Origin of the sequence: Bosea sp. 29B, from assembly GCF_902506165.1 — a bacterium.
Lineage (GTDB): Bacteria > Pseudomonadota > Alphaproteobacteria > Rhizobiales > Beijerinckiaceae > Allobosea.
Map to the genome: position 1 here is coordinate 3,027,112 of NZ_LR733817.1, position 18,395 is coordinate 3,045,506.

General features: G+C 68.3%; 14 protein-coding genes. 12 read left to right on the forward strand and 2 right to left on the reverse strand.

Annotated elements, in window-relative coordinates; all coding sequences use genetic code 11:
* Positions 1-50 precede the first annotated feature (50 nt).
* From tssK to GV161_RS14775, 12 genes are all read left to right on the forward strand, one after another.
* Positions 51-1,385: a type VI secretion system baseplate subunit TssK gene (gene tssK / locus GV161_RS14720; RefSeq protein WP_152016402.1), complete on the forward strand. Its 1,335-nt coding sequence runs from the start codon at positions 51-53 to the stop codon at positions 1,383-1,385.
* Positions 1,382-2,395: a type IVB secretion system protein IcmH/DotU gene (gene icmH / locus GV161_RS14725; RefSeq protein WP_159650320.1), complete on the forward strand. Its 1,014-nt coding sequence runs from the start codon at positions 1,382-1,384 to the stop codon at positions 2,393-2,395. The genes tssK and icmH overlap by 4 nt, the downstream gene beginning before the upstream one ends.
* Complete coding sequence (tssM, locus tag GV161_RS14730; protein WP_152016404.1) at positions 2,392-5,985, forward strand: type VI secretion system membrane subunit TssM; 3,594 nt, start codon at positions 2,392-2,394, stop codon at positions 5,983-5,985. The genes icmH and tssM overlap by 4 nt, the downstream gene beginning before the upstream one ends.
* Entirely contained in the window at positions 5,982-6,674 is a 693-nt protein-coding gene (tagF, locus tag GV161_RS14735) for a type VI secretion system-associated protein TagF (RefSeq protein WP_159650321.1), read from the forward strand. The genes tssM and tagF overlap by 4 nt, the downstream gene beginning before the upstream one ends.
* Entirely contained in the window at positions 6,671-7,357 is a 687-nt protein-coding gene (locus GV161_RS14740; RefSeq protein ID WP_152016406.1) for a protein phosphatase 2C domain-containing protein, read from the forward strand. The genes tagF and GV161_RS14740 overlap by 4 nt, the downstream gene beginning before the upstream one ends.
* 59 nt (positions 7,358-7,416) lie before the next feature.
* Positions 7,417-8,397 (forward strand): serine/threonine-protein kinase, encoded by a 981-nt coding sequence (locus GV161_RS14745; RefSeq protein WP_152016407.1) that lies wholly within the window; start codon positions 7,417-7,419, stop codon positions 8,395-8,397.
* Positions 8,398-8,432: 35 nt separating this feature from the next.
* Positions 8,433-9,929 (forward strand): type VI secretion system tip protein TssI/VgrG, encoded by a 1,497-nt coding sequence (gene tssI / locus GV161_RS14750; RefSeq protein ID WP_152016408.1) that lies wholly within the window; start codon positions 8,433-8,435, stop codon positions 9,927-9,929.
* Positions 9,930-9,949: 20 nt separating this feature from the next.
* Positions 9,950-10,309: a hypothetical protein gene (locus tag GV161_RS14755; protein ID WP_152016409.1), complete on the forward strand. Its 360-nt coding sequence runs from the start codon at positions 9,950-9,952 to the stop codon at positions 10,307-10,309.
* A 308-nt stretch (positions 10,310-10,617) separates the two neighbouring features.
* Positions 10,618-11,136 (forward strand): Hcp family type VI secretion system effector, encoded by a 519-nt coding sequence (locus GV161_RS14760; protein WP_159650322.1) that lies wholly within the window; start codon positions 10,618-10,620, stop codon positions 11,134-11,136.
* A 75-nt stretch (positions 11,137-11,211) separates the two neighbouring features.
* Positions 11,212-14,070, forward strand: coding sequence for a type VI secretion system ATPase TssH (gene tssH / locus GV161_RS14765; protein WP_244624218.1), 2,859 nt, complete (start codon positions 11,212-11,214; stop codon positions 14,068-14,070).
* A gap of 22 nt (positions 14,071-14,092) precedes the next feature.
* The gene (locus GV161_RS14770) at positions 14,093-15,709 is read left to right on the forward strand and encodes a sigma 54-interacting transcriptional regulator (protein ID WP_159650323.1); all 1,617 of its coding nucleotides are present in this window, start codon (positions 14,093-14,095) and stop codon (positions 15,707-15,709) included.
* 27 nt (positions 15,710-15,736) lie between these two features.
* The gene (locus GV161_RS14775; RefSeq protein ID WP_152016412.1) at positions 15,737-17,083 is read left to right on the forward strand and encodes a serine/threonine-protein kinase; all 1,347 of its coding nucleotides are present in this window, start codon (positions 15,737-15,739) and stop codon (positions 17,081-17,083) included.
* Positions 17,084-17,089: 6 nt separating this feature from the next.
* On the opposite strand, the gene GV161_RS14780 is transcribed toward GV161_RS14775, so the two are convergent.
* Both GV161_RS14780 and GV161_RS14785 read right to left on the reverse strand, forming a co-directional pair.
* Positions 17,090-17,866 carry a MinD/ParA family protein gene (locus GV161_RS14780; RefSeq protein ID WP_152016413.1) on the reverse strand — a complete coding sequence of 259 codons (777 nt, stop codon included), beginning with the start codon at positions 17,864-17,866 and terminating at the stop codon, positions 17,090-17,092.
* Positions 17,863-18,315: a hypothetical protein gene (locus GV161_RS14785; protein WP_152016414.1), complete on the reverse strand. Its 453-nt coding sequence runs from the start codon at positions 18,313-18,315 to the stop codon at positions 17,863-17,865. Before GV161_RS14785 ends, GV161_RS14780 begins: the two co-directional genes overlap by 4 nt.
* Between the last annotated feature and the right edge of the window lie 80 nt (positions 18,316-18,395).

Genomic DNA, 18,395 nt, shown 5'->3' on the forward strand with positions numbered 1-18,395 from the left:
CCCATGCCGGCCTTCGCCCCACCTGCAGAACCCTTCCGGAGCCGCCCCCGATGACGCTGGTGAGCAAACCGCTCTGGTCCGAGGGCATGCTGATCCGCCCGCAGCACTTCCAGCAATATGATCGCTGGATCGAGCATGTGGTCGAAGGGCGCACCACTGCGCTCGCCGCCTTCGCCTGGGGGCTGCGCAAGCTTACGCTCGGGACCGAATTGCTGCCGCTCGGGCGCATCGCCGTCCAATCGGTCGCCGCCGTGATGCCGGACGGGACGGTGATCGATACCGCCGGCGGCATTGCGATCGAGGCACGGGCAGTCCCGCCGAACACCAAGAATACGCTGGTGAAGCTCGCCGTCGCCCTGCGCCCGCTCGACGGGGCAGAGATCGGCGATGGCGGCCGCAGCCGGCGCTACGAGGCGGCCGAGCAGCCGGTGCGCGACGTGACCGCCCCGGACCGGGCAGCGGTCAGCCTCAGGGTCGGGCGGCTCTCGGCGCGGCTTCTGCTCGAAGGGGAAGCCGAGGACGATCTCGTCACGCTGCCGATTGCACGGATCCGCGAGGTCGATGCGACCGGCGCCGTGCTCCTCGACGAGAACTACGTCCCGCCCTGCCTCGACTTCCAGGCGTCGCAGCGCCTCGTGCGCCTCGTCAGCGAGATCCGCTCACTCTTGCGCAGCCGAGCGGAGGCGCTGGCTGGGCAATCGGCCGCCGGTCCCGCCGCGGCCGAGAGCGGCGGGCTCGTCGACCTCGTCGTACTCTCGATCGTCAACGGCCAGGAAGCCGTCTTCGACCATTTCGCGACGACGCCGGGCCTGCATCCCGAGCAGGTCTATCGCGCGGCATTGGCGCTCGCCGGCCAGCTCTCGACCTTCTCGGTCTCGCGCCGGCGCAGCGCCGATTTCCCTCCTTACGACCATCTCGATCTCGATGCCTCCTTCGCGGCTGTGCTCGACCAATTGCGTCAGCTCCTGGCGGTGGTGATCGAGCGCAATGCGATCGCGCTGCCCCTGCAGGATCGCGGTTACGGCATCCGCCTCTCGACGATCAGCGACCGCACTTTGTTCCAGGATGCGCGCTTCGTCCTGATCGCGCTGGCGAGCGTGCCGACCGAGACGCTGCGCAGCCAGCTGCCGATCTCGATGAAGGTCGGCTCGGTCGAGCAGATCCGCGATCTCGTCAACCTGCAGCTGCCCGGCATTCCGCTGACCGCGCTGCCGGTGGCACCGCGCGAGCTGCCCTTCCTGCAGGGCGGCGTCTATTTCGAGCTCGACCAGAGCGTCGAGCTCTGGCGCAACCTGACGCGCTCGGCGGCCTTCGCCCTGCATGTCAGCGGTGACTATCCCGACCTGCATCTCGAATTCTGGGCCATTCGCGGGAAACGCGCGTGAGCAGCGATCACAGCTTCGATCCGCCGACCGTCGTCGGGCACAGGCCGGTCGGCCTGGCGCAGCCGCGGCCGGCCGGAGCGGCGATCCATGACCCGCCGACGACGCCGTTCGCGCCGCCGCGCCAGCCGCTCGCGGCTTCGACCTTCGCTCCACCGCCGGCAGCTCGACCCACCGGCTTCGCGTCATCAGCGCCCGCGCCTTCGCTCATCCCACGGTCGGAACCCGCGAGACCGCAGCAGCGGCGTGGCACCTCCGCAGCGACCCGCGAAGCCCCTCCAGCTTCCTTGCAGGCGAATGCCGAGATCGCCGACGGCTCGGACGCGCTGGTCGCGGCTGCCAACCCTCTGCTGGCGCTGGTGGCGCAATTGCGCGATGCCGTCGACTTCGCCGACGTCGCGCAATTGCGCAGCGAGGTGATCGAGCAGATCCACAAATTCGAGGAGGCGGCGGTCCGGAACGGCGCAGCCGCCGGCGACGTTCAAGCTGCACGCTACATCCTCTGTTCGGTGATCGACGAAACGGTGATGACGACGCCCTGGGGCGCCGCCAGCGACTGGAGCACCAGCTCGCTGCTCAACCGCTTCCACAATGAGACCTGGGGCGGCGAGAAGGTCTTCGCCATCCTCGACCGGGTGAAGGCCGATCCGCGCAAGAACATCGCCTTGCTCAAGCTGATCGACTTCGTGCTGCTGCTCGGCTTCGAGGGCATGCACCGCGTGCTCGACAATGGCCGCGAGCGTCTCGCCGATTTGCGCGATGAGGTCGGCCAACTCGTCGGCCGCAATCTGCCGCCGCCCACCTCGGAGCTCTCGGCGCATTGGCAGGGCGTCGGCGCCGAGAAGGCGCTGCGGAGCTTCTTCCCGCTCTGGATCGTCTTCGCCGCCGCAGGATTCCTGCTGGTGACCATGTACAGCTTCCATCGCTACCGCCTCGCGGTCGAGGTCGCGCCGGTGGTCGAGCGCATGCAGGCGCTCGAGAACACGATCGCCTCGGGGGCGGTGCGGCCATGATCCGTTCCTATCTGCTCGGCTTCCTGTCGCTGCGCGGGCTGGTCACCGTCTTCGGCGTGGTCGCGCTTTGCGTGGTGATCTGGGCCGGCGGGCCCTATCTCTCGCTCTTCGGCTGGGCGCCGCTGGTTTCGGTGGAGGCGCGCACGAGCGCGATCGTCCTGCTGCTCCTGGGCCTGATCGGCGTCTCGCTATTGCGCCTCTATCTGGCGCGGCGCGCCAATGCCCGGATGATCAAGTCGCTGCTCGACACCGGCGGGCTCGCGGCAATGGCCGATTCCGGCGGCACCGACGAGATCGAGATCATCCGCGAGCGCTTCGAAGGGGCGCTCACGACCCTCAAGGAGACGATATTCGCCGGGCGCAAGGGCGACGCCTATCTGTTCGAACTGCCCTGGTACGTCATCATCGGCCCGCCCGGCTCCGGCAAGACGACGATCCTGAAGAATTCCGGGCTCGATTTTCCGCTGGCGCGCACGCTCGGGACCGATCCCGTCGCCGGGCTCGGCGGCACCCGCCATTGCGACTGGTGGTTCACCGACCAGGCGGTGCTGATCGACACCGCCGGCCGCTATACCACCCATGAATCGAACGCTGCGGTCGACGGGGCCGCCTGGCGCGGCTTCCTCGATTTGCTCAAGACCCATCGCGGCCGCCGGCCGCTCAACGGCGTCGTCCTGGCAATCAGCCTGTCCGATATCCTCCTGCAGAACGAGGTCGAGCGTAAGCGCCATGTCGCGGCCTTGCGCGCCCGCCTGCAGGAATTGACCAAGACCTTCGGCGTCGAATTGCCGACCTATCTGCTGATCACCAAATGCGACCTGATCCCCGGCTTCTCCGAGTTTTTCGACGGGCTGAACGAGACCGGGCGGGCGCAGGTCTGGGGCATGACCTTCCCGCCCGACGCCAATCTGGCGACGCGCCTGACCGAGCTGCTCGATCAGAACCTGCGCGAGCTTGCCGACCGTCTCGACCAGGTCATGCGTGAGCGCGCCCATGCCGAGCGCGGCCTGAACCGGCGCGGGCGCATCTATCTCTTCCCCAAGGAGTTTGCCGGTTTGCGCCGGGATCTGGCGAGCTTCGTCCACGAGATCTTCAAGCAGAGCAAATTCGAGACGCAATCGCGTTTGCGCGGCGTCTACTTCACCAGCGGCACGCAGGAGGGCACGCCGATCGACCGCGTGCTCGCCGCGTTCGGGCGCAGCTTCGGCCTGACCAGCGGGCAGCGCGCGCCGTTCTCGGGGCAGGGCAAGGCCTTCTTCGTCAACCGGCTGCTGACCGAGGTGATCTTCGAGGAACAGGGGCTGGTCGGTGTCGACCGCAAGCTCGAACGCAGCCTCGTGCGGGCACAGAATATCGGTTATGGCGTAGCGGCGGCGCTGGTGATCGGGCTCAGTGTGCTCTGGTGGGGTGCGGCGAGCCGCAGCCAGGCCAGGATCGCCGCGACCAATGACGCGCTCGCCCCGGTCGAGACGCGGCTCGCCGCCGTACCGGCGCGCGCCACGCCGGCGACGCTGCTGCCGGTGCTGCAGGCGGCCGACGCGGTGCGCGATGCGAGCGGGCAGGGCGGCATCCTCGGCTGGCTCGACGGATTCGGGCTGAGCGCCACGCCATCGCTCGCACCAGCCGCGGCAGAACTGCGCGAGCGCCTCATCGTCGGCCGGCTCTACCCGGCCTTCGCGACGCGCCTGTCGGAGCGGCTGACCGGCCTCTCCCAGATCGGCGCCGAGAACGAAGCCATGCGCGAACTCCTGCGCAGCTATCTCATGCTGAGCGACACCGAGCGCTTCGACCGCAGCGTCGTGCAGCGTGCCGCGCGCGAGGAGGCACAGCTCGCCTTCCCGATCGATCAGAGCCGGGCAGCCGAGCTCGCACGGCATTTCGACGAGCTTGTCGCGCTGCTGCCGCAGCCGCTGCCGACCGACCGGCGCATCATCGATACGACACGGGCGCGATTGATGCGGACCCCGCGCAGCGAGCAGGTCTATGCGCGGCTGCTGCGCGAGGCCTCGCAGAATCCGCGCCTGCGCTCGGTCGACCTCTCGACGGCGATCGGCGCCGGCGTGATCGATTTCGGGCTCGGCCGCGGCAGCAACACTGCGGTCTCGGTCATTCCCGCCGCCTTCACGCGCGAAGCCTTCTACGATTTCGTGCTGCCGCGGCTGCCGATCCTGATCCGCGAGGAGCTCGGTATCGACTGGGTCACCGGCGGCGAAGCGGCGGGCTCCGGCGTGGTCCGGACCGGCACGCGCGAGGTGATGGACCGCTATGTCGCGGATTACATCCGCTATTGGCAGGGCGCGATCACGGCGGCAAGGCTCGTACCTTTCGCCGAAACGCAGCAGGCGCTCTCGGCGGTGCAGGCGCTCGCTGCTGCGAATTCGCCGCTCGAGCGGCTGATCGGCATTGTACGCACCAATACCGAACTGCCTTTGCCGGGCGATTCCCAGCCGGGAGCTCCGGCCGGGGGGACTGCCGGCTTGCCCGGGCCGGCCGGCACGGCAGCTGGCGGCCTCATCGCCGCAGCGGCGAGCAGCGCGGCGAACGCGGCCGCCACCGCTGCGCTCGGGGAGGGGTCTTGGCCCGGTGCGACCATTGCGGCGCCGTTCCGCCCGCTGGTCGAATTGGTCGCGCCGCAGGGCGGCGTGCAGGCGCCGATGGGGCGCATCCGCGAACTGTTCAGCGGCGCCTATGGCGCGCTCAGCAACGTCTCGAACGCGCCCGATCCGCGCCAGGCGGCCTATCAGGCTGTCGCGCGGCGCGGCAGTTCAGGTGCGGACGCGCTCGGCCAGCTCAGGGCGGATTCGGCGCTACGTCCTGAGCCGGTGCGCGGCATCATGCGGGCGGTGGCGAGCCTCAGCGCTTCCTCGGTGGTCGGCGACTCCCTCGACTACGTCAACCAGGCCTGGCGCCGGGACGTGCTGCCGCAATGCCAGGCGGCGCTCGACCAGCGCTATCCGCTCTTCGCTAGCGCCAAGGACGAGGTCTCGCTGCGCGATTTCAGCGACATGTTCCGACCCGGCGGTATCATCGACGAGTTCTTCCAGAAGCACCTCGCGCCCTTTGTGACCGAGCAGCGAAACGGCTACGCCCCCATCACAGTCGACGGGGCAGCCTTGCCGCTGAAGCGCGAGGCCTTGGCACAGTTCTATCGGGCGCGGGCGATCCGCAACGCCTTCTTCGCCGGATCGGGCTCGGCTCCCTCGCTGAAGTTCAGCCTGCGGCCGAGCTTCCTCGATCCGAAGCTGCTGCGCGCGACGCTGGCGCTCGACGGCAAGGACATCATCTACCGCCATGAGGCGCAGCGCGCCTACGACTTGGAATGGCCGACCAAGACCGATGCCAGCACGGTCGCGGTCACGCTCACCGACCTCAACGGCAAGGATACCCGCGTCGAGCGCACCGGTGCCTGGGCGCTGCTGCGCATGGTCGATTCATCTTCGCTCGCGGCGCGCGGCGGGGCCGACCAGTTCAGCATTACCGTGAGCGGCGACGAAAATGTCCGCGTCGTCTACCAGTTGCGGGCAGCGAGCGTGAACAACCCGTTCAATCTCGGCGCCCTGCGCGCCTTCCGTTGCCCGGATTCGCTGTGAGCGAGGCGCGGGCCTTCGGCCTGTTCGGCAAGGTCCCCTGGGCCGGCGATTTCGTGCAGCAGGGTTTGCCCGGCCGCTTCGTCACGCCATGGGAAGCCTGGCTGCTGGCGATGCTGACGGCGAGCCGCGAGGCACTCGGCACGCGCTGGGACGATGCCTATCTGCTCAGCCCGCCCTGGCGCTTTAGGCTCGCGCCTGGCCTGATCGGGCCGGGAGGCTGGATCGGGGTGTTCGCCAGCTCGGTCGACCGCGTCCGGCGCCACTATCCGTTGACGCTGGCGCTCGAGCTGCCGGCCGCGGATGGCGCCGGTTTTGCCGCTAGCGAAGGCCTGCTCGACCTGTTCGAGGTCGTGGTTCTCGACCTGATCGCGACCGAGCGATCCCTGCCCGACGCGCTCGTGGGCCTGCGCCGCCGGCTCGATGTCCAGCGCGCCGCGGCCAGCCTCTGGCTCGGGCCGGGTGGCAGCCGGCTGGTCGTCGACAACGAGGCGGAGCGCCTGTCGCTCGGCGCAGCCGACAGCCCGGCGCAAGACGGCGCCAGCCATTGGTGGCATAGCCGCTGGAACGCACGGCCAGCGACGGCGCTGCGTTGTGCAGGGCTTCCTGACCCCACAGCCTGCGCCGGCTTTTTCTCGGGCGACTGGTCGCGCCATGGCTGGCGCGCCGCAGCCGCGCGGCAGGGCGCATGAGCCTCACGGGGGAAGTTTGGGAGGTCTCGGTCGCGACGCGGCAGGGCCCGCGCCATGACGTCAACCAGGACAGCTATGCCGCCTTGCCGGAGGCGGGGCTGTTTGCGGTCGCCGACGGCATGGGCGGCCATGCCGATGGTGAGCTCGCCAGCCAATCGATCACCCGGATGCTCGCCGCAGTCTCGGAGCCGCAGGCGGCGCTGGCTATGCGCGTCGCCCTTGCTGAGGAAGGCATCACTGCGATCAACGATGCGCTGCGTGAGCATGCAGCCCGTTCGGCCGAGGGCGACATCGTCGGCTCGACCGTGGTGGTGGCGCTGGTCGGCGAGGGCATGCTCGTCTGTCTCTGGGCCGGCGACAGTCGCGTCTACCGCTGGCGTGCCGACGCTCTCGCCCAGCTGACCGAGGACCATGTGCTGGGGCACGGGCCCGGTGCCGGCCATGTCCTGACGCGCGCGGTCGGCTCGGCCGCCTATCTGCCGATCGCGCGCTGCGTGACGCCGACGCAGCCCGGCGACACGCTCCTTTTGTGCAGCGACGGTCTCAACAAGGCGCTTGCCGATGCCGAGATCGGCGAATTGCTGGCCGAGCCGCTGCCAGGCCTTGCCGAGCGCCTCGTCGCTCGCGCCGTCGCCAATGGCGGCCGCGACGACATCACCGCCGTGATCGCGAGGCGGCTGTGAAGGTCAGGCGCAGACGACGCCGGCGCGCGGCCCAAGTACACGAGGCGCAAGCCGCGACCTTGCCCGCGGCTTCGCCGCCGCAATCGGGCGAACGGGCGCTCCCGGCCCCGCTCGGCACGCTGCTGCGCGGCCGCTTCGAGCTGATCGAGGTGGTCGGGCGTGGCGGCATGAGCACGGTCTACCGCGCCGTCGATCATGTCCGCCGGCGGGCGCGGGCGCTCGATCCCGAGGTCGCGCTCAAGGTCACCGATATCGGCGACGGCTACCATGACGACGCCGCGACCCTCCTGCATCGCGAGGGCCGGCGGCTGCTGGCGATGCGCCATCCCAATGTCGTCAAGGTGCACGATTTCGATCGCGAAGGGCCGCTGCACTTCCTCGTCATGGAATTGCTGCGGGGCAAGACGCTGGCGCAGGTGATGCAGGAGCGTGACGGCAAGGCGCTGGAGCGCCGGCTGGCGCTGCGCATCGTCACCGAGCTTGGGGCCGGGCTCGCCGCCGTCCACGCCGCCGACATGGTCCATGGCGATCTGAAGCCGGGTAATGTCTTCATCACCCAGGACGGCCATGTGAAGCTGATCGACTTCGGCACGGCCCAGCCCCTGCTGCCGCCCGACCACCGGCCATCCGAGGACGAGACCGGCTTCTTTCTCAGGCGTTTGCACGCGGTCACGCCGGCCTATGCCTCGCCCGCCGCGCTTGCGGGGCAGGCGCCGGACCCGCGCGACGACATCTTCTCCTTCGCCGTGCTGACCTATGTGATGGTCGCCGGAAGACATCCCTTCGACGGCCGTTCGGCCGCGGCGGCGATGGCGGAGGGGCTGATCCCGGCCTCGCCGCCCGGCTTTCGCGGCGGCCGCTGGATGGCGCTGCGGCGCGGCTTCGACTGGGAGGTGCAGACGCGGCCGGGCAGCGCCCTCGATTTCGCCGGGCGCATCCTGCGGCCGCGGCTTTCGGATCATCGCCGCGCCCTGTTCGGCCATGCGCAAAGCCTGCTCGAACGGCTCAACCGTCGTAAACCTGTCAACGCCCCGCCCTAGCGTCACCTCGTTCCTCTTATCGGACGCGACGTGCCATGCTCGACCGGCCCTCCAGTCACGACACCATGATCGCGCTCACTCTCGCCAGCGGTGGCATCAAGGACGGCCTGCATGTCGAGCGGGTCACCGGCCGCGAAGCAATCTCGGAGCCTTACGCCTACCGGGTTGCGTTCCGCTCGGACAAGGCGATCAGCGCTGAGGACGTGGTGGGCGAGCGGGCCAGGCTGACGCTGAACACCGAGGCCGGCGAGCTCACGGTGCACGGTGTCGTCGTCGAATTAGCTGCCGAGGATGCGCTCGGCGACCAGGGCCATCTCTATGCGGTGGTGATCGCGCCGCGCCTCAGGATGCTTGAGCTCAGCCGCCAGAACCAGGTCTATGGCTCGACCAGCAAGGTCTCGGTCAAGGACATCATCCAGAAGGAGCTCGAGGGCTCGCTGGCCGCCAATCACGGCCACATCACCATCGACCACGAGCTCAATCTCGCCGCGAGCTACCGCGAGCGCGAGTTCATCGTGCAGTACAACGAAACCGATCTCGCCTTCCTGTCGCGCTGGTGTGAGGGCAGCGGCATCTTCTATTTTTTCAAGCAAGGCGATGATGGCGAGACTGCGGTGTTCGGCGACAGCAACGTCGCCTTCATCGAGGCGAAATCGCTGCCTTACCGCCATGGCCATGATGCGATCACCACGTCCCAGGCGGCGGTGACCTCGTTCGGCTTCGTCGCCCGGCCGGTGACGAAATCGGTGGTGCTGCGCGAATACAATCCCGAGAAGCCGGCGCTGCTGCTGCGCGCGCGAGCCGAGGTCGAAGGCGGCAAGACCGGCACCATCATCGAATACGGCCAGCACTTCCTCGAACCCGACGAAGGTGACCATCTCGCCAAGGTCCGGGCCGAGGAGATCGCCTGCCGGGCCAAGGTCTTCCGCGGCGTCAGCAATGCGCCGCAGCTGCGCCCGGGCATGTTCTTCAGCCTGAGCGGGCACCCCTCGCTCGACGACCGCTATCTCGTCATCTCGGTCGAGCACGAGGTCTCGACACCGGCTCCAGTCGGCTATGGTACGGCTGAGGCCTTCGCCGGCGCGCCCTATGGCAACCGCTTCGAGGCGATCCCGCTCTCCGTGCCGTTCAGGCCCGAGCGGCGCACCCCGCGTCCGCTGGCGGCCGGGCTGTTTAATGCCTTCGTCGATGGCGAGGCTGACGGCACGCGCGCCGAGGTCGATACGCAAGGCCGCTACAAGGTGCGCCTGCGCTATGACGAGGGCGACAGCGCCGAGGGCAAGGCGAGCGAATTCCTACGCAAGGCCGAGCCCTATGCCGGCCCCTCCGACACCGGCATGCATTTCCCGCTGCTGAAGGGCACCGAGGTGATCCTCTCCTGCGTCAACGGCGACATCGACCGGCCGATCATCGTCGGCGCCGTGCCGAACCCGCTGACCCCGAACGTTGTCTCGAAGCGCAACCGCACGCTCAATCGCTTCCGTTCGCCGTCGGGCACGTTGTTCGAGATGAACGACGGCTCGGCGAGCTGAGCGCTCGGCGGTTTCCTGAGATGATCTGGCAAGCACCGACCCGCGAACTCGATCCGCTCGCCGCGCTCGTGCATGAGGCGGTGCGCACCCAGGTCTTCCCAGGGGAGGCGTTCGGCTTCCATCTCGTTCCCGTGCCCGGCGAGAGCTGGCGCGAGGCTATGCTGCCGGACGGCCGGCCGGTCCGGATCAGGCTGTCGGCGAGCCCGGCTGCACAAACCGAGCGCGAACGTCGTGCCTGCGCTGGCATCCATGTCAGCGGCGAACTGGTCGCCGGCGACATGGGCTATCGCGTCAGCGCCGATCTCATCGTCGATCTGGTGACACGCGCCGTCCTTGCCTGCGACAGCCGGCTGGAAGCCGTCGGGCGGACGCGCGCCTGAAGCCGCCGCCCGGCTCAATTCACCACCATCACTCATGTCGAGGGCGTGGCAATCCTGCATTCCGTGCGGGATTGCTGTGGCGTGGCCGGCAGCGCCTGCTTCCCTTCGGCACGGCGCGCAGATCGCGGTGAGCGCGCGCCTGCGCAGTTAGCCGAATGCGCGCAGGAAACTGCGCAGTCACGGCAATGACGCAAACAGATTTATTTCAGCTCTGTCAAATGGATAGCTGCTTTCTTCCCTTTGGTACGCCCCTTGCCGAGCTGAGGCGCCGGCTCGAGCCGGAGCAGCGAATTCCAGGGAAGAGAACAATGGCACTCGACGCCTATATGACCATCAAGGGCCAGAAGCAGGGGGACATCTCCAGCGAGGCCAGCACCATCAAGAGCGCCGGCGCCGGCGCCAAATACGACAAGCACGGCAATGAGATCACCGTGCTCGCCTTCACCAGCGGCGTGATCAACCCGCGCGATCCGAAGTCGGGCTTCACCTCCGGCGCCCGCGTCCACCAGCCGGTTACCTTCACCAAGCTGATGGATCGTTCCTCTCCGCTGCTCTGGCAGGCTCTGGCCAAGGGCGAGACGCTGACCGAGATCGTCTGCAAATTCTACCGCCCGGACACCGCCGGCCTCGGCGAGCCGGAGGAGTTCTTTGAATACAAGTGGGAGAACGCCAAGCTTTGCGAAGGCAAGTCCTATCTGCCGTTGACTGTCACCCAGGCCAACGACCACCTGCGCCCGATGGAAGACTGGTCCTTCACCTATGAGAAGGTCACCTGGAAGCACACCAAGGCCTCGACCGAGGGCGAAGACTCCTGGCAGTCCGCCTGATCAGGCTGATACGACCGCCGCGCAGCCTCTGCGCGGCGGCTTTGCCGGGGATATTGCAACGTCACGGTGACGTAGATGTCATCGGCCAGTCACCTCGACGCGGTGAGGTACGCCATCGCGCAGACCGGGTCTCAAGCCCGGCGCGGCATCCGGCGCCAGGCGCCAGGCAGGGGGCGTTCCACCATGGTCCAGGTCGATCTCAAGCAGCTGCTCGGGCGGCTGAACCCTTACGTCAAGCGCGCGCTGGAAACCGCCGCCGGCCACAGCGTCGGCCGCGGCCATTACGAGGTCGCGGTCGAGCATCTTCTGCTGGTGATGTCGGAGGACGAGCAGCGCGATCTCGCCATTATCCTGAAGCAGTTCGGGCTCGACGCCTCCGGCCTGAAGCGCGGCCTGCAGCGCGCCACCGAGACCCTCAAGACCGGCAATACCGGCCGGCCCGTTTTCTCGCCGGGCCTGATCGAATTGCTGACCGATGCCTGGCTGATCAGCTCGATCGAGCTTGGCCAGCAGCAGATCCGCTCCGGGTCGATCGTCGCGGCCCTGCTCGCCAGCCCCAGCCGCTACGCGATGGCCGACTGGTTCGAGGCGGTGCGGGCGATCCCACTCGCGGAGCTCAAGGGCAAGTTCCGCGACATCGTCGCGCCCTCGGCCGAGGAGCCTACGGTTCCGGCGGCGGCGCAAGGCGCGGCCTCCGGCCAGGCCGGCAATGGCGCCCTGCCGCCCGATGGTGCACTCGCCCGCTTCACCATCAATTTCACCGAGCAGGCGCGCAAGGGCAAGATCGATCCCGTCTTCGGCCGTGACCGCGAGATCCGGCAGATGATCGACATCCTCGGCCGGCGCCGCAAGAACAACCCGATCTGCGTCGGCGATCCCGGCGTCGGCAAGACCGCGGTGGTGGAGGGCCTCGCGCTCAAGATGGCCGAGGGCGACGTCCCCGACTTCCTCAGGAGCGTCGAGCTGCTCAGCCTCGATCTCGGCATGCTGCAGGCCGGCGCCGGCGTCAAAGGCGAGTTCGAGAACCGGCTGAAGGGCATCATCGACGAGGTCAAGGCCTCGCCCAAGCCGATCGTCCTGTTCATCGACGAGGCGCATATGCTGGTCGGCGCCGGCGCGTCGGCGGGTGGCGGCGACGCCGCCAACCTGCTGAAGCCGGCGCTCGCCCGCGGCGAGCTGCGCACCGTCGCGGCCACGACCTGGTCGGAGTACAAGAAGTATTTCGAGAAGGATCCGGCGCTGGCGCGGCGCTTCCAGCTCGTCAAGCTCGACGAGCCTTCTCCGTCGGAGGCGATCACCATCGTGCGCGGCCTGCGCGCGGCCTATGAGAAGAGCCATGGCGTCTATGTCCGCGACGATGCCGTCGCCGCCGCCGCCAATCTCTCGGCCCGTTACATCTCCGGCCGGCAATTGCCCGACAAGGCGGTCGACGTGCTCGACACCGCCTGCGCCCGGGTGAAGCTCTCGCTTTCCAGCAAGCCGGCCGGCATCGACGACCAAGAGCGCCGGATAGCAACGCTGCGCCGCGAACTCGCCGCGCTGGAACGCGACCGGACCACCCTTGGAAGGGACAATCCGCGCATCGCCGAAATCGAGGACGAGATCGCCGGGATCGAGGCGCAGAAGGTCGAGGCGACCGCGCAATGGGAGCGCGAAAAGGCGCTGGTCGACCGTATCGTCGCCTTGCGCCGCGAGCTCGGCCTTGGACCTGACGGCATCGCTGCGTTCGAAGCCAAGACCGCCGACAACGATGACGGCGACGACGATAATCGCGACGAGGACGAGGCTGATGAAGCCGGTTCGTCGCGCGAGGCGGCCGAGCAGGAGCTGCAGCAAGCCGTCGCCGAGCTGGACAAGACCCGCGGCAAGACCGCGATGATCCACTACGAGGTCACCGCCGACGCCGTGGGCCAGGTGATCTCGGACTGGACCGGCATTCCGGTCGGCAGCATGGTCAAGGACGAGGCCGCCGCGATCCTCGGCATGGCCGCCAATCTGCGCCAGCGCATCAAGGGCCAGGACCACGCCGTCTCGGCACTGGACGAGGGCATGCGCGCCGCCAAGGCAGGCGTCAACAATCCCGGCCAGCCGATGGGCGTCTTCCTCTTCGTCGGCACCTCCGGCGTCGGCAAGACCGAGCTTGCGACGCAACTCGCCGATCTGCTCTTCGGCGGCGAGCGCTTCCTCGTCACCATCAACATGTCGGAGTTCCAGGAGAAGCACACCGTCTCCAAGCTCGTCGGCGCTCCGGCCGGCTATGTCGGCTATGGCGAGGGCGGGCTGCTCACCGAGGCGGTGCGCCAGCGTCCCTATTCGGTGGTGCTGCTCGACGAGTGCGAGAAGGCCGATCCGGAGGTGCTGAACCTGTTCTACCAGGTCTTCGACAAGGGCACGCTCGCCGATGGCGAAGGCCGGGTGATCGACTTCAAGAACACGGTGATCATCCTGACCTCCAACCTCGCCACCGACATCATCACGGCGATGGGCACACAGGAGGAAAAGCCCTCGACCGCCGAGCTCACCGAGGCGATCCGCCCGAGCCTGTCGCGTCATTTCAAGCCGGCGCTGCTGGCGCGCATGCAGATCGTGCCGTTCTATCCGCTGATGCCGGATGTGCTGAGCGAGATCGTCCGGCTCAAGCTCAACAAGGTCGGCAAGCGCCTGCGCGAGAGCCAGAAGATGGCGTTCGACTATTCGGACGCCGTCGTCGAGGCGATCACCGCCCGCTGCACCGATGTCGACACCGGCGCGCGCAATATCGACCATATCGTCAACCGCACGCTGCTGCCGGAGATCGCGACCGAGATCATCGGCCGGATGGGCGAGGAGCATGCGCCCGAGAGCCTCTCGGTCGACATCGGGCCAGAGGGCGGCTTCACCTACCGCTTCACCGTGCCGGGCTCGTCCGAGCCGGTGGCGCAGGCGGCCGAGTGACGGTGCTGCGCGAGCTCGCCCCATGCACGACCCCCTCTCGGTCGCCGAGGAGCTGATCGAGCTGACCACGACGCTCGCCACCGAGCGTCGCCTCGAGGCCCTGCTCGGGGCCGTGGTCAACTCGGCGCGCCGCCTCACCCGCGCCGAGGGCGGGCGCGTGCTCGTGCTCGACCGGACCGGGCGGCACCTGCACGGCCTCGTCGGCCAGAACGACGTCGCGCCCGACGCCGCGGCGCTCCCCGGCGAGATCCCGGTCTATGCCGAGGGCAATGCCTTCAACCTGCGCGACGCCAATGTCTTCGCCGCGGTCACCGGCAAGATCGTCAATCTCGCCGATGTCTACGACTATAGCGGCTTCGATTTCGTGCGGCTGCGCGAGCAGGACGAGCGCACCGGCTATCGCACGCGCTCCTTCGTGGTGGCGCCGCTCTGGAACGTCGAAGGCGTGACCCTCGGCGTGCTCCAATTGATCAATGTTCAATTGACCCCCGGCGGCGAGATCGGGGCGCTGCCCAAGGCTTTCGAGCGCGTTGTCGGTTCCTTCGCTGCCCATGCCGCGGTCGCGATGGCCAATGCCCGGTTGTTCGAGGAAAATCGCGAGCTGATCCGCCAGCTCGACCGCCGCAATGCCGATCTCGCCCGCGAGAATTCGCGGCTGAAGGTGATGGCCGCGCCGCAGGAAGAGCAGGTCGTCGGTGAGAGCCCGGCCTTCCGGGCGGCGCTCGACCTGGCGCGCCGCGCCGCCTCCTCGTCGGTGGCGGTGCTGATGCTCGGCGAGACCGGCACCGGCAAGGACGTCTTCGCCAACGCCGTCCATCGGCAGGGCAAGCGCCGGGACCGGCCCTTCGTCGCGCAAAACTGTGCGGCATTGCCCGAGACGCTGCTGGAGAGCGAGCTCTTCGGCCATCGCAAGGGCGCTTTCTCGGGCGCGCTCGCCGACAAGAAGGGGTTGGTCCACGAGGCCAATGGCGGCACGCTCTTCCTCGACGAGATCGGCGACATGCCGCTGCCGCTGCAGGCGAAGATCCTGCGCCTGCTCGAGGAGGGGTCGGTGCGTCGCCTCGGCGACACAAGGCTCGAAAAGGTCGATGTCCGCATCATCGCCGCGACCAATCTCGACCTGCCGCAGAAGATCGCGCAGGGCACCTTCCGCGAGGACCTGTACTACCGGCTCAGCGTCTTCCCGGTGACGATCCCGCCGCTGCGCGAGCGGCCCTCCGACATCCCGCTACTGATCGATTTCTTCCTCAGGCGCATCGCGCAGGTCCATGGTCGCGAGGGCTTCGCCCTGACGCCGCGCGCGCTCGATGCGCTTTGCCGCTGGCGCTATCCCGGCAATGTCCGCGAACTCAAGAACATGGCCGAGCGCGCCGCTCTCCTGATCGACGGCGACGAGCGCATCGACCTGAAGCATCTGCCGGCCCAGCTCGCCAGGGCGGCGCCTGATATCATCGTGCAGACGCCGGCGGCCGAAGGAAGCGGCAGCCTGCGCTCGGCCGTGCGCCAATACGAGGCGATCGTGATCGAGAATCGCCTGCGCGAAGCCGGCTGGAACCAGAGCCGAGCCGCGCGCCTGCTGCAGATATCGCGCCGCAGCCTGGTCGAGAAGCTGCAGCGCTACGCCATCAGGACGCCATGAGCAAGGCAGGGCGAAGAGGAAGCATCGATGGATAGGGCGGACGAGGCGGATCGCGCCCTCAACGCCTTCGTCTCTGGCAGGATGCCGTTCGAGCGGCTCGTGGCGGCGCTGAAGAGCCTGGCCTTCGGCGATGGCACGGCGCTGTCGGTCCTGGCGCGGCTGGAAAGCTGGGCGAATGAGGGGCGCCTGCCTGCCGATCTCGCAGCCCTTCTCGCCGGCGAGCTCGGTGGTAGCTCGGCGGCTGCCGTACCTGGCGACGCCGGCCTCGATCCTCCGACCGTCCCCCTTGCTCCGCCGCGCCCGGCCGCGCCCGATCCGGCCGTTGCCCTGCCGCCCGCCGGCACGATCCGCGACAAGGTCGACGAGGTCGTCGTCAACGCCCTGATCGGCGATTTCGTCGGCCTGCGTGGCCGTAACCGCCCGGGTGAAACCCGCGCGGACACCGCGCTCGATGCCAGCCTCGCCGATTTCCGCAGCCTGCGCTTCCGGCGCGACGCCAGCAATGCCGAGGTCGGCCGCGCGCGCCGCTTCGAACTCGATCCCAGACGCGAGACGCGTCAGATCGGCATCGGCACCATGCTGAAGGACCGCTTCATCCTCGATGCCGAGATCGGCCGGGGTGGCATGGGCACGGTTTATCGAGCCGTCGACCGGCGCCGGCTCGAAGCGATGCGCCACCAGCCCTATGTCGCGCTGAAGCTGCTCGGCGGCGACTTCCGTCATCATCCGCAAGCGCTACGCACGATCGAGGCGGAGGCGCGCCGGGCGCAGGAACTCGCCCACCCGAATATCGTGACGATCCATGATTTCGAGCGCGATGGCGGCCATCTCTTCATCGTCATGGAGCTGCTCGAGGGCGAGCCGCTCGATCAGCGCATCGCCCGCGCCGGGGCAACCGCGGTCGGCTGGGAGGAGGGGAGGGAGATCCTGGAGGGGCTCTGCGCCGGCCTTGCCCACGCGCATATGCGCGGCGTGGTTCATGCCGACATCAAGCCGGCCAATGTCTTTCTTTCTGCGAGCGGCGTGAAGCTGCTCGATTTCGGCATCGCCAGCGCCGCCCGAGACGGCGGCTTCGATCCGAGCTCGCTCGGCGGGCTGACCCCGGCCTATGCCAGCCCGCAGATGATCGAGGCGGCCGAACGCCGGGCGGATGACGACGTCTATGCGCTGGGCTGCATCACCTATGAGCTGCTCGCCGGCTGCCACCCCTTCGACGGCAAGGCCGCGATCGAAGCGCGGGAGCGTGGTCTCTCGCCGGCGAGACCCGTCGATGTCGAGGACAAGGTCTGGCTGGCTGTGACGACAGCGCTCGCCTTCGAACGCGAACAGCGCCCGGCCGACGCCTCGGCGTTCGCACGGGCGCTGTTCGGCTGAGCAGTTCTAGCGCTCGCCGCTGTCGACCAGCGCCGTGATCGCGGCGATGCCCTCGGCATAGGCCGAATTCGGCGCGAGCAGCGAAAAGAGCCCGCCGCTGCCGAGCCTGACCATGTCCTCGCTGAGCGGCAGCACCGCCGCGACCGGCACGCGATAGGTGCTGGCGATCCTGTCGGAGAGCTCGCGGAAATCGAGCGAGGGCAGCACCTTGTTGACGATCAAAAGCAGCTGCGGCACGCCGAGCCGGCGGGCGAGGTCGAGCGTGACCGCGGTGCCCTGATAATCCTGATGGTCGGGCCGCAGCACGAGCAGGAGCGTGTCCGAGATCGCGATCGAGAGCAGCGTCTCCTCGTTGACGCCCGGATGGGTGTCGATCAGCAGATAGTCGAGCGCCAGCGCCCGGGAGAGTTCCTGAAAGCCGTCGTTCAGCAGGTTGACGTCGTAACCTTCCTTGACGACGCGGGCGATCTCACCGGGCCGAATGCTCGACGGCACCAGCATGACGGCTCCGCCCGGTGCCTCCCCGGTCGTCTCGGCGATCCGGCCGGTGACGTCATGGGCGGCTTCTTCGATCCGGCAGCGCCCCCAGAGATAATCGTTGAGCGTATAGCGCAGCCGGTCCGGCTCGAGTCCGAACAGCACGTGGATGCCGGGCGACTGGATGTCGGTGTCGACGATGGCGACGCGCCGCCCGCGCAAGGCGAGTCTGGCGGCGATGTTCGCGGTGGTGTTGGATTTGCCGGTGCCGCCCCGGTAGGAGTGCGTCGAGACGATGATGGTCATATCCGCTCGCTCTTATCCGAGCCTGCAGCGGCATGACGCTGCCGCATCGCCTGGGCGCGTTCCTGCAGCGCCCTGAAGTAGTCGGTCTCGACGATCCCTGCGACCTCGCGCTCCTTGCGCGTCTGGTCGATCTCGATGACGAGGCGCTGCACCTGCGTCTTCAGGTTGGCGTTCTCGCTGGCGATGTTGCGGTTGGCGTCTTCGAGCCGGCGATTGGCCTCCTTGAGCTCCGCCAGCATCTCGCCCAGTCGGAACTCGCGCGCCTCGATTTGCACCGCCATGCTGCCGAAAGCCTCGGCGAGCTCGCGGATCGTCTCAGGTACCTCGGCGTCGGCCGTCATGGCGAACAGGCTGTCGATATTGTCGTAGTCGCCGCGGGCGAGCTCGCCGCAGAGATCGCGCAGGCGCCGGGCGAAAAGGTCGGGGGAGGCGAGGCTGTGGGCATCCATGCGGGGCACAGTAGAGCGGCATCGATGACAGAAAGAGGAAGGCGCGATTGCCCTGCCGCTATGTCAACGTAGTTTCGCAA

Excerpts from the sequence above, each read along its gene's own strand:
- tssK (WP_152016402.1), top strand. The coding sequence starts at position 51 with ATGACGCTGGTGAGCAAACCGCTCTGGTCCGAGGGCATGCTGATCCGC.
- tssM (WP_152016404.1), top strand. The coding sequence starts at position 2,392 with ATGATCCGTTCCTATCTGCTCGGCTTCCTGTCGCTGCGCGGGCTGGTC.
- GV161_RS14740 (WP_152016406.1), top strand. The coding sequence starts at position 6,671 with ATGAGCCTCACGGGGGAAGTTTGGGAGGTCTCGGTCGCGACGCGGCAG.
- tssI (WP_152016408.1), top strand. The coding sequence starts at position 8,433 with ATGCTCGACCGGCCCTCCAGTCACGACACCATGATCGCGCTCACTCTC.
- GV161_RS14755 (WP_152016409.1), top strand. The coding sequence starts at position 9,950 with ATGATCTGGCAAGCACCGACCCGCGAACTCGATCCGCTCGCCGCGCTC.
- GV161_RS14760 (WP_159650322.1), top strand. The coding sequence starts at position 10,618 with ATGGCACTCGACGCCTATATGACCATCAAGGGCCAGAAGCAGGGGGAC.
- tssH (WP_244624218.1), top strand. The coding sequence starts at position 11,212 with ATGTCATCGGCCAGTCACCTCGACGCGGTGAGGTACGCCATCGCGCAG.
- GV161_RS14770 (WP_159650323.1), top strand. The coding sequence starts at position 14,093 with ATGCACGACCCCCTCTCGGTCGCCGAGGAGCTGATCGAGCTGACCACG.
- GV161_RS14775 (WP_152016412.1), top strand. The coding sequence starts at position 15,737 with ATGGATAGGGCGGACGAGGCGGATCGCGCCCTCAACGCCTTCGTCTCT.
- GV161_RS14780 (WP_152016413.1), bottom strand. The coding sequence starts at position 17,866 with ATGACCATCATCGTCTCGACGCACTCCTACCGGGGCGGCACCGGCAAA.
- GV161_RS14785 (WP_152016414.1), bottom strand. The coding sequence starts at position 18,315 with ATGGATGCCCACAGCCTCGCCTCCCCCGACCTTTTCGCCCGGCGCCTG.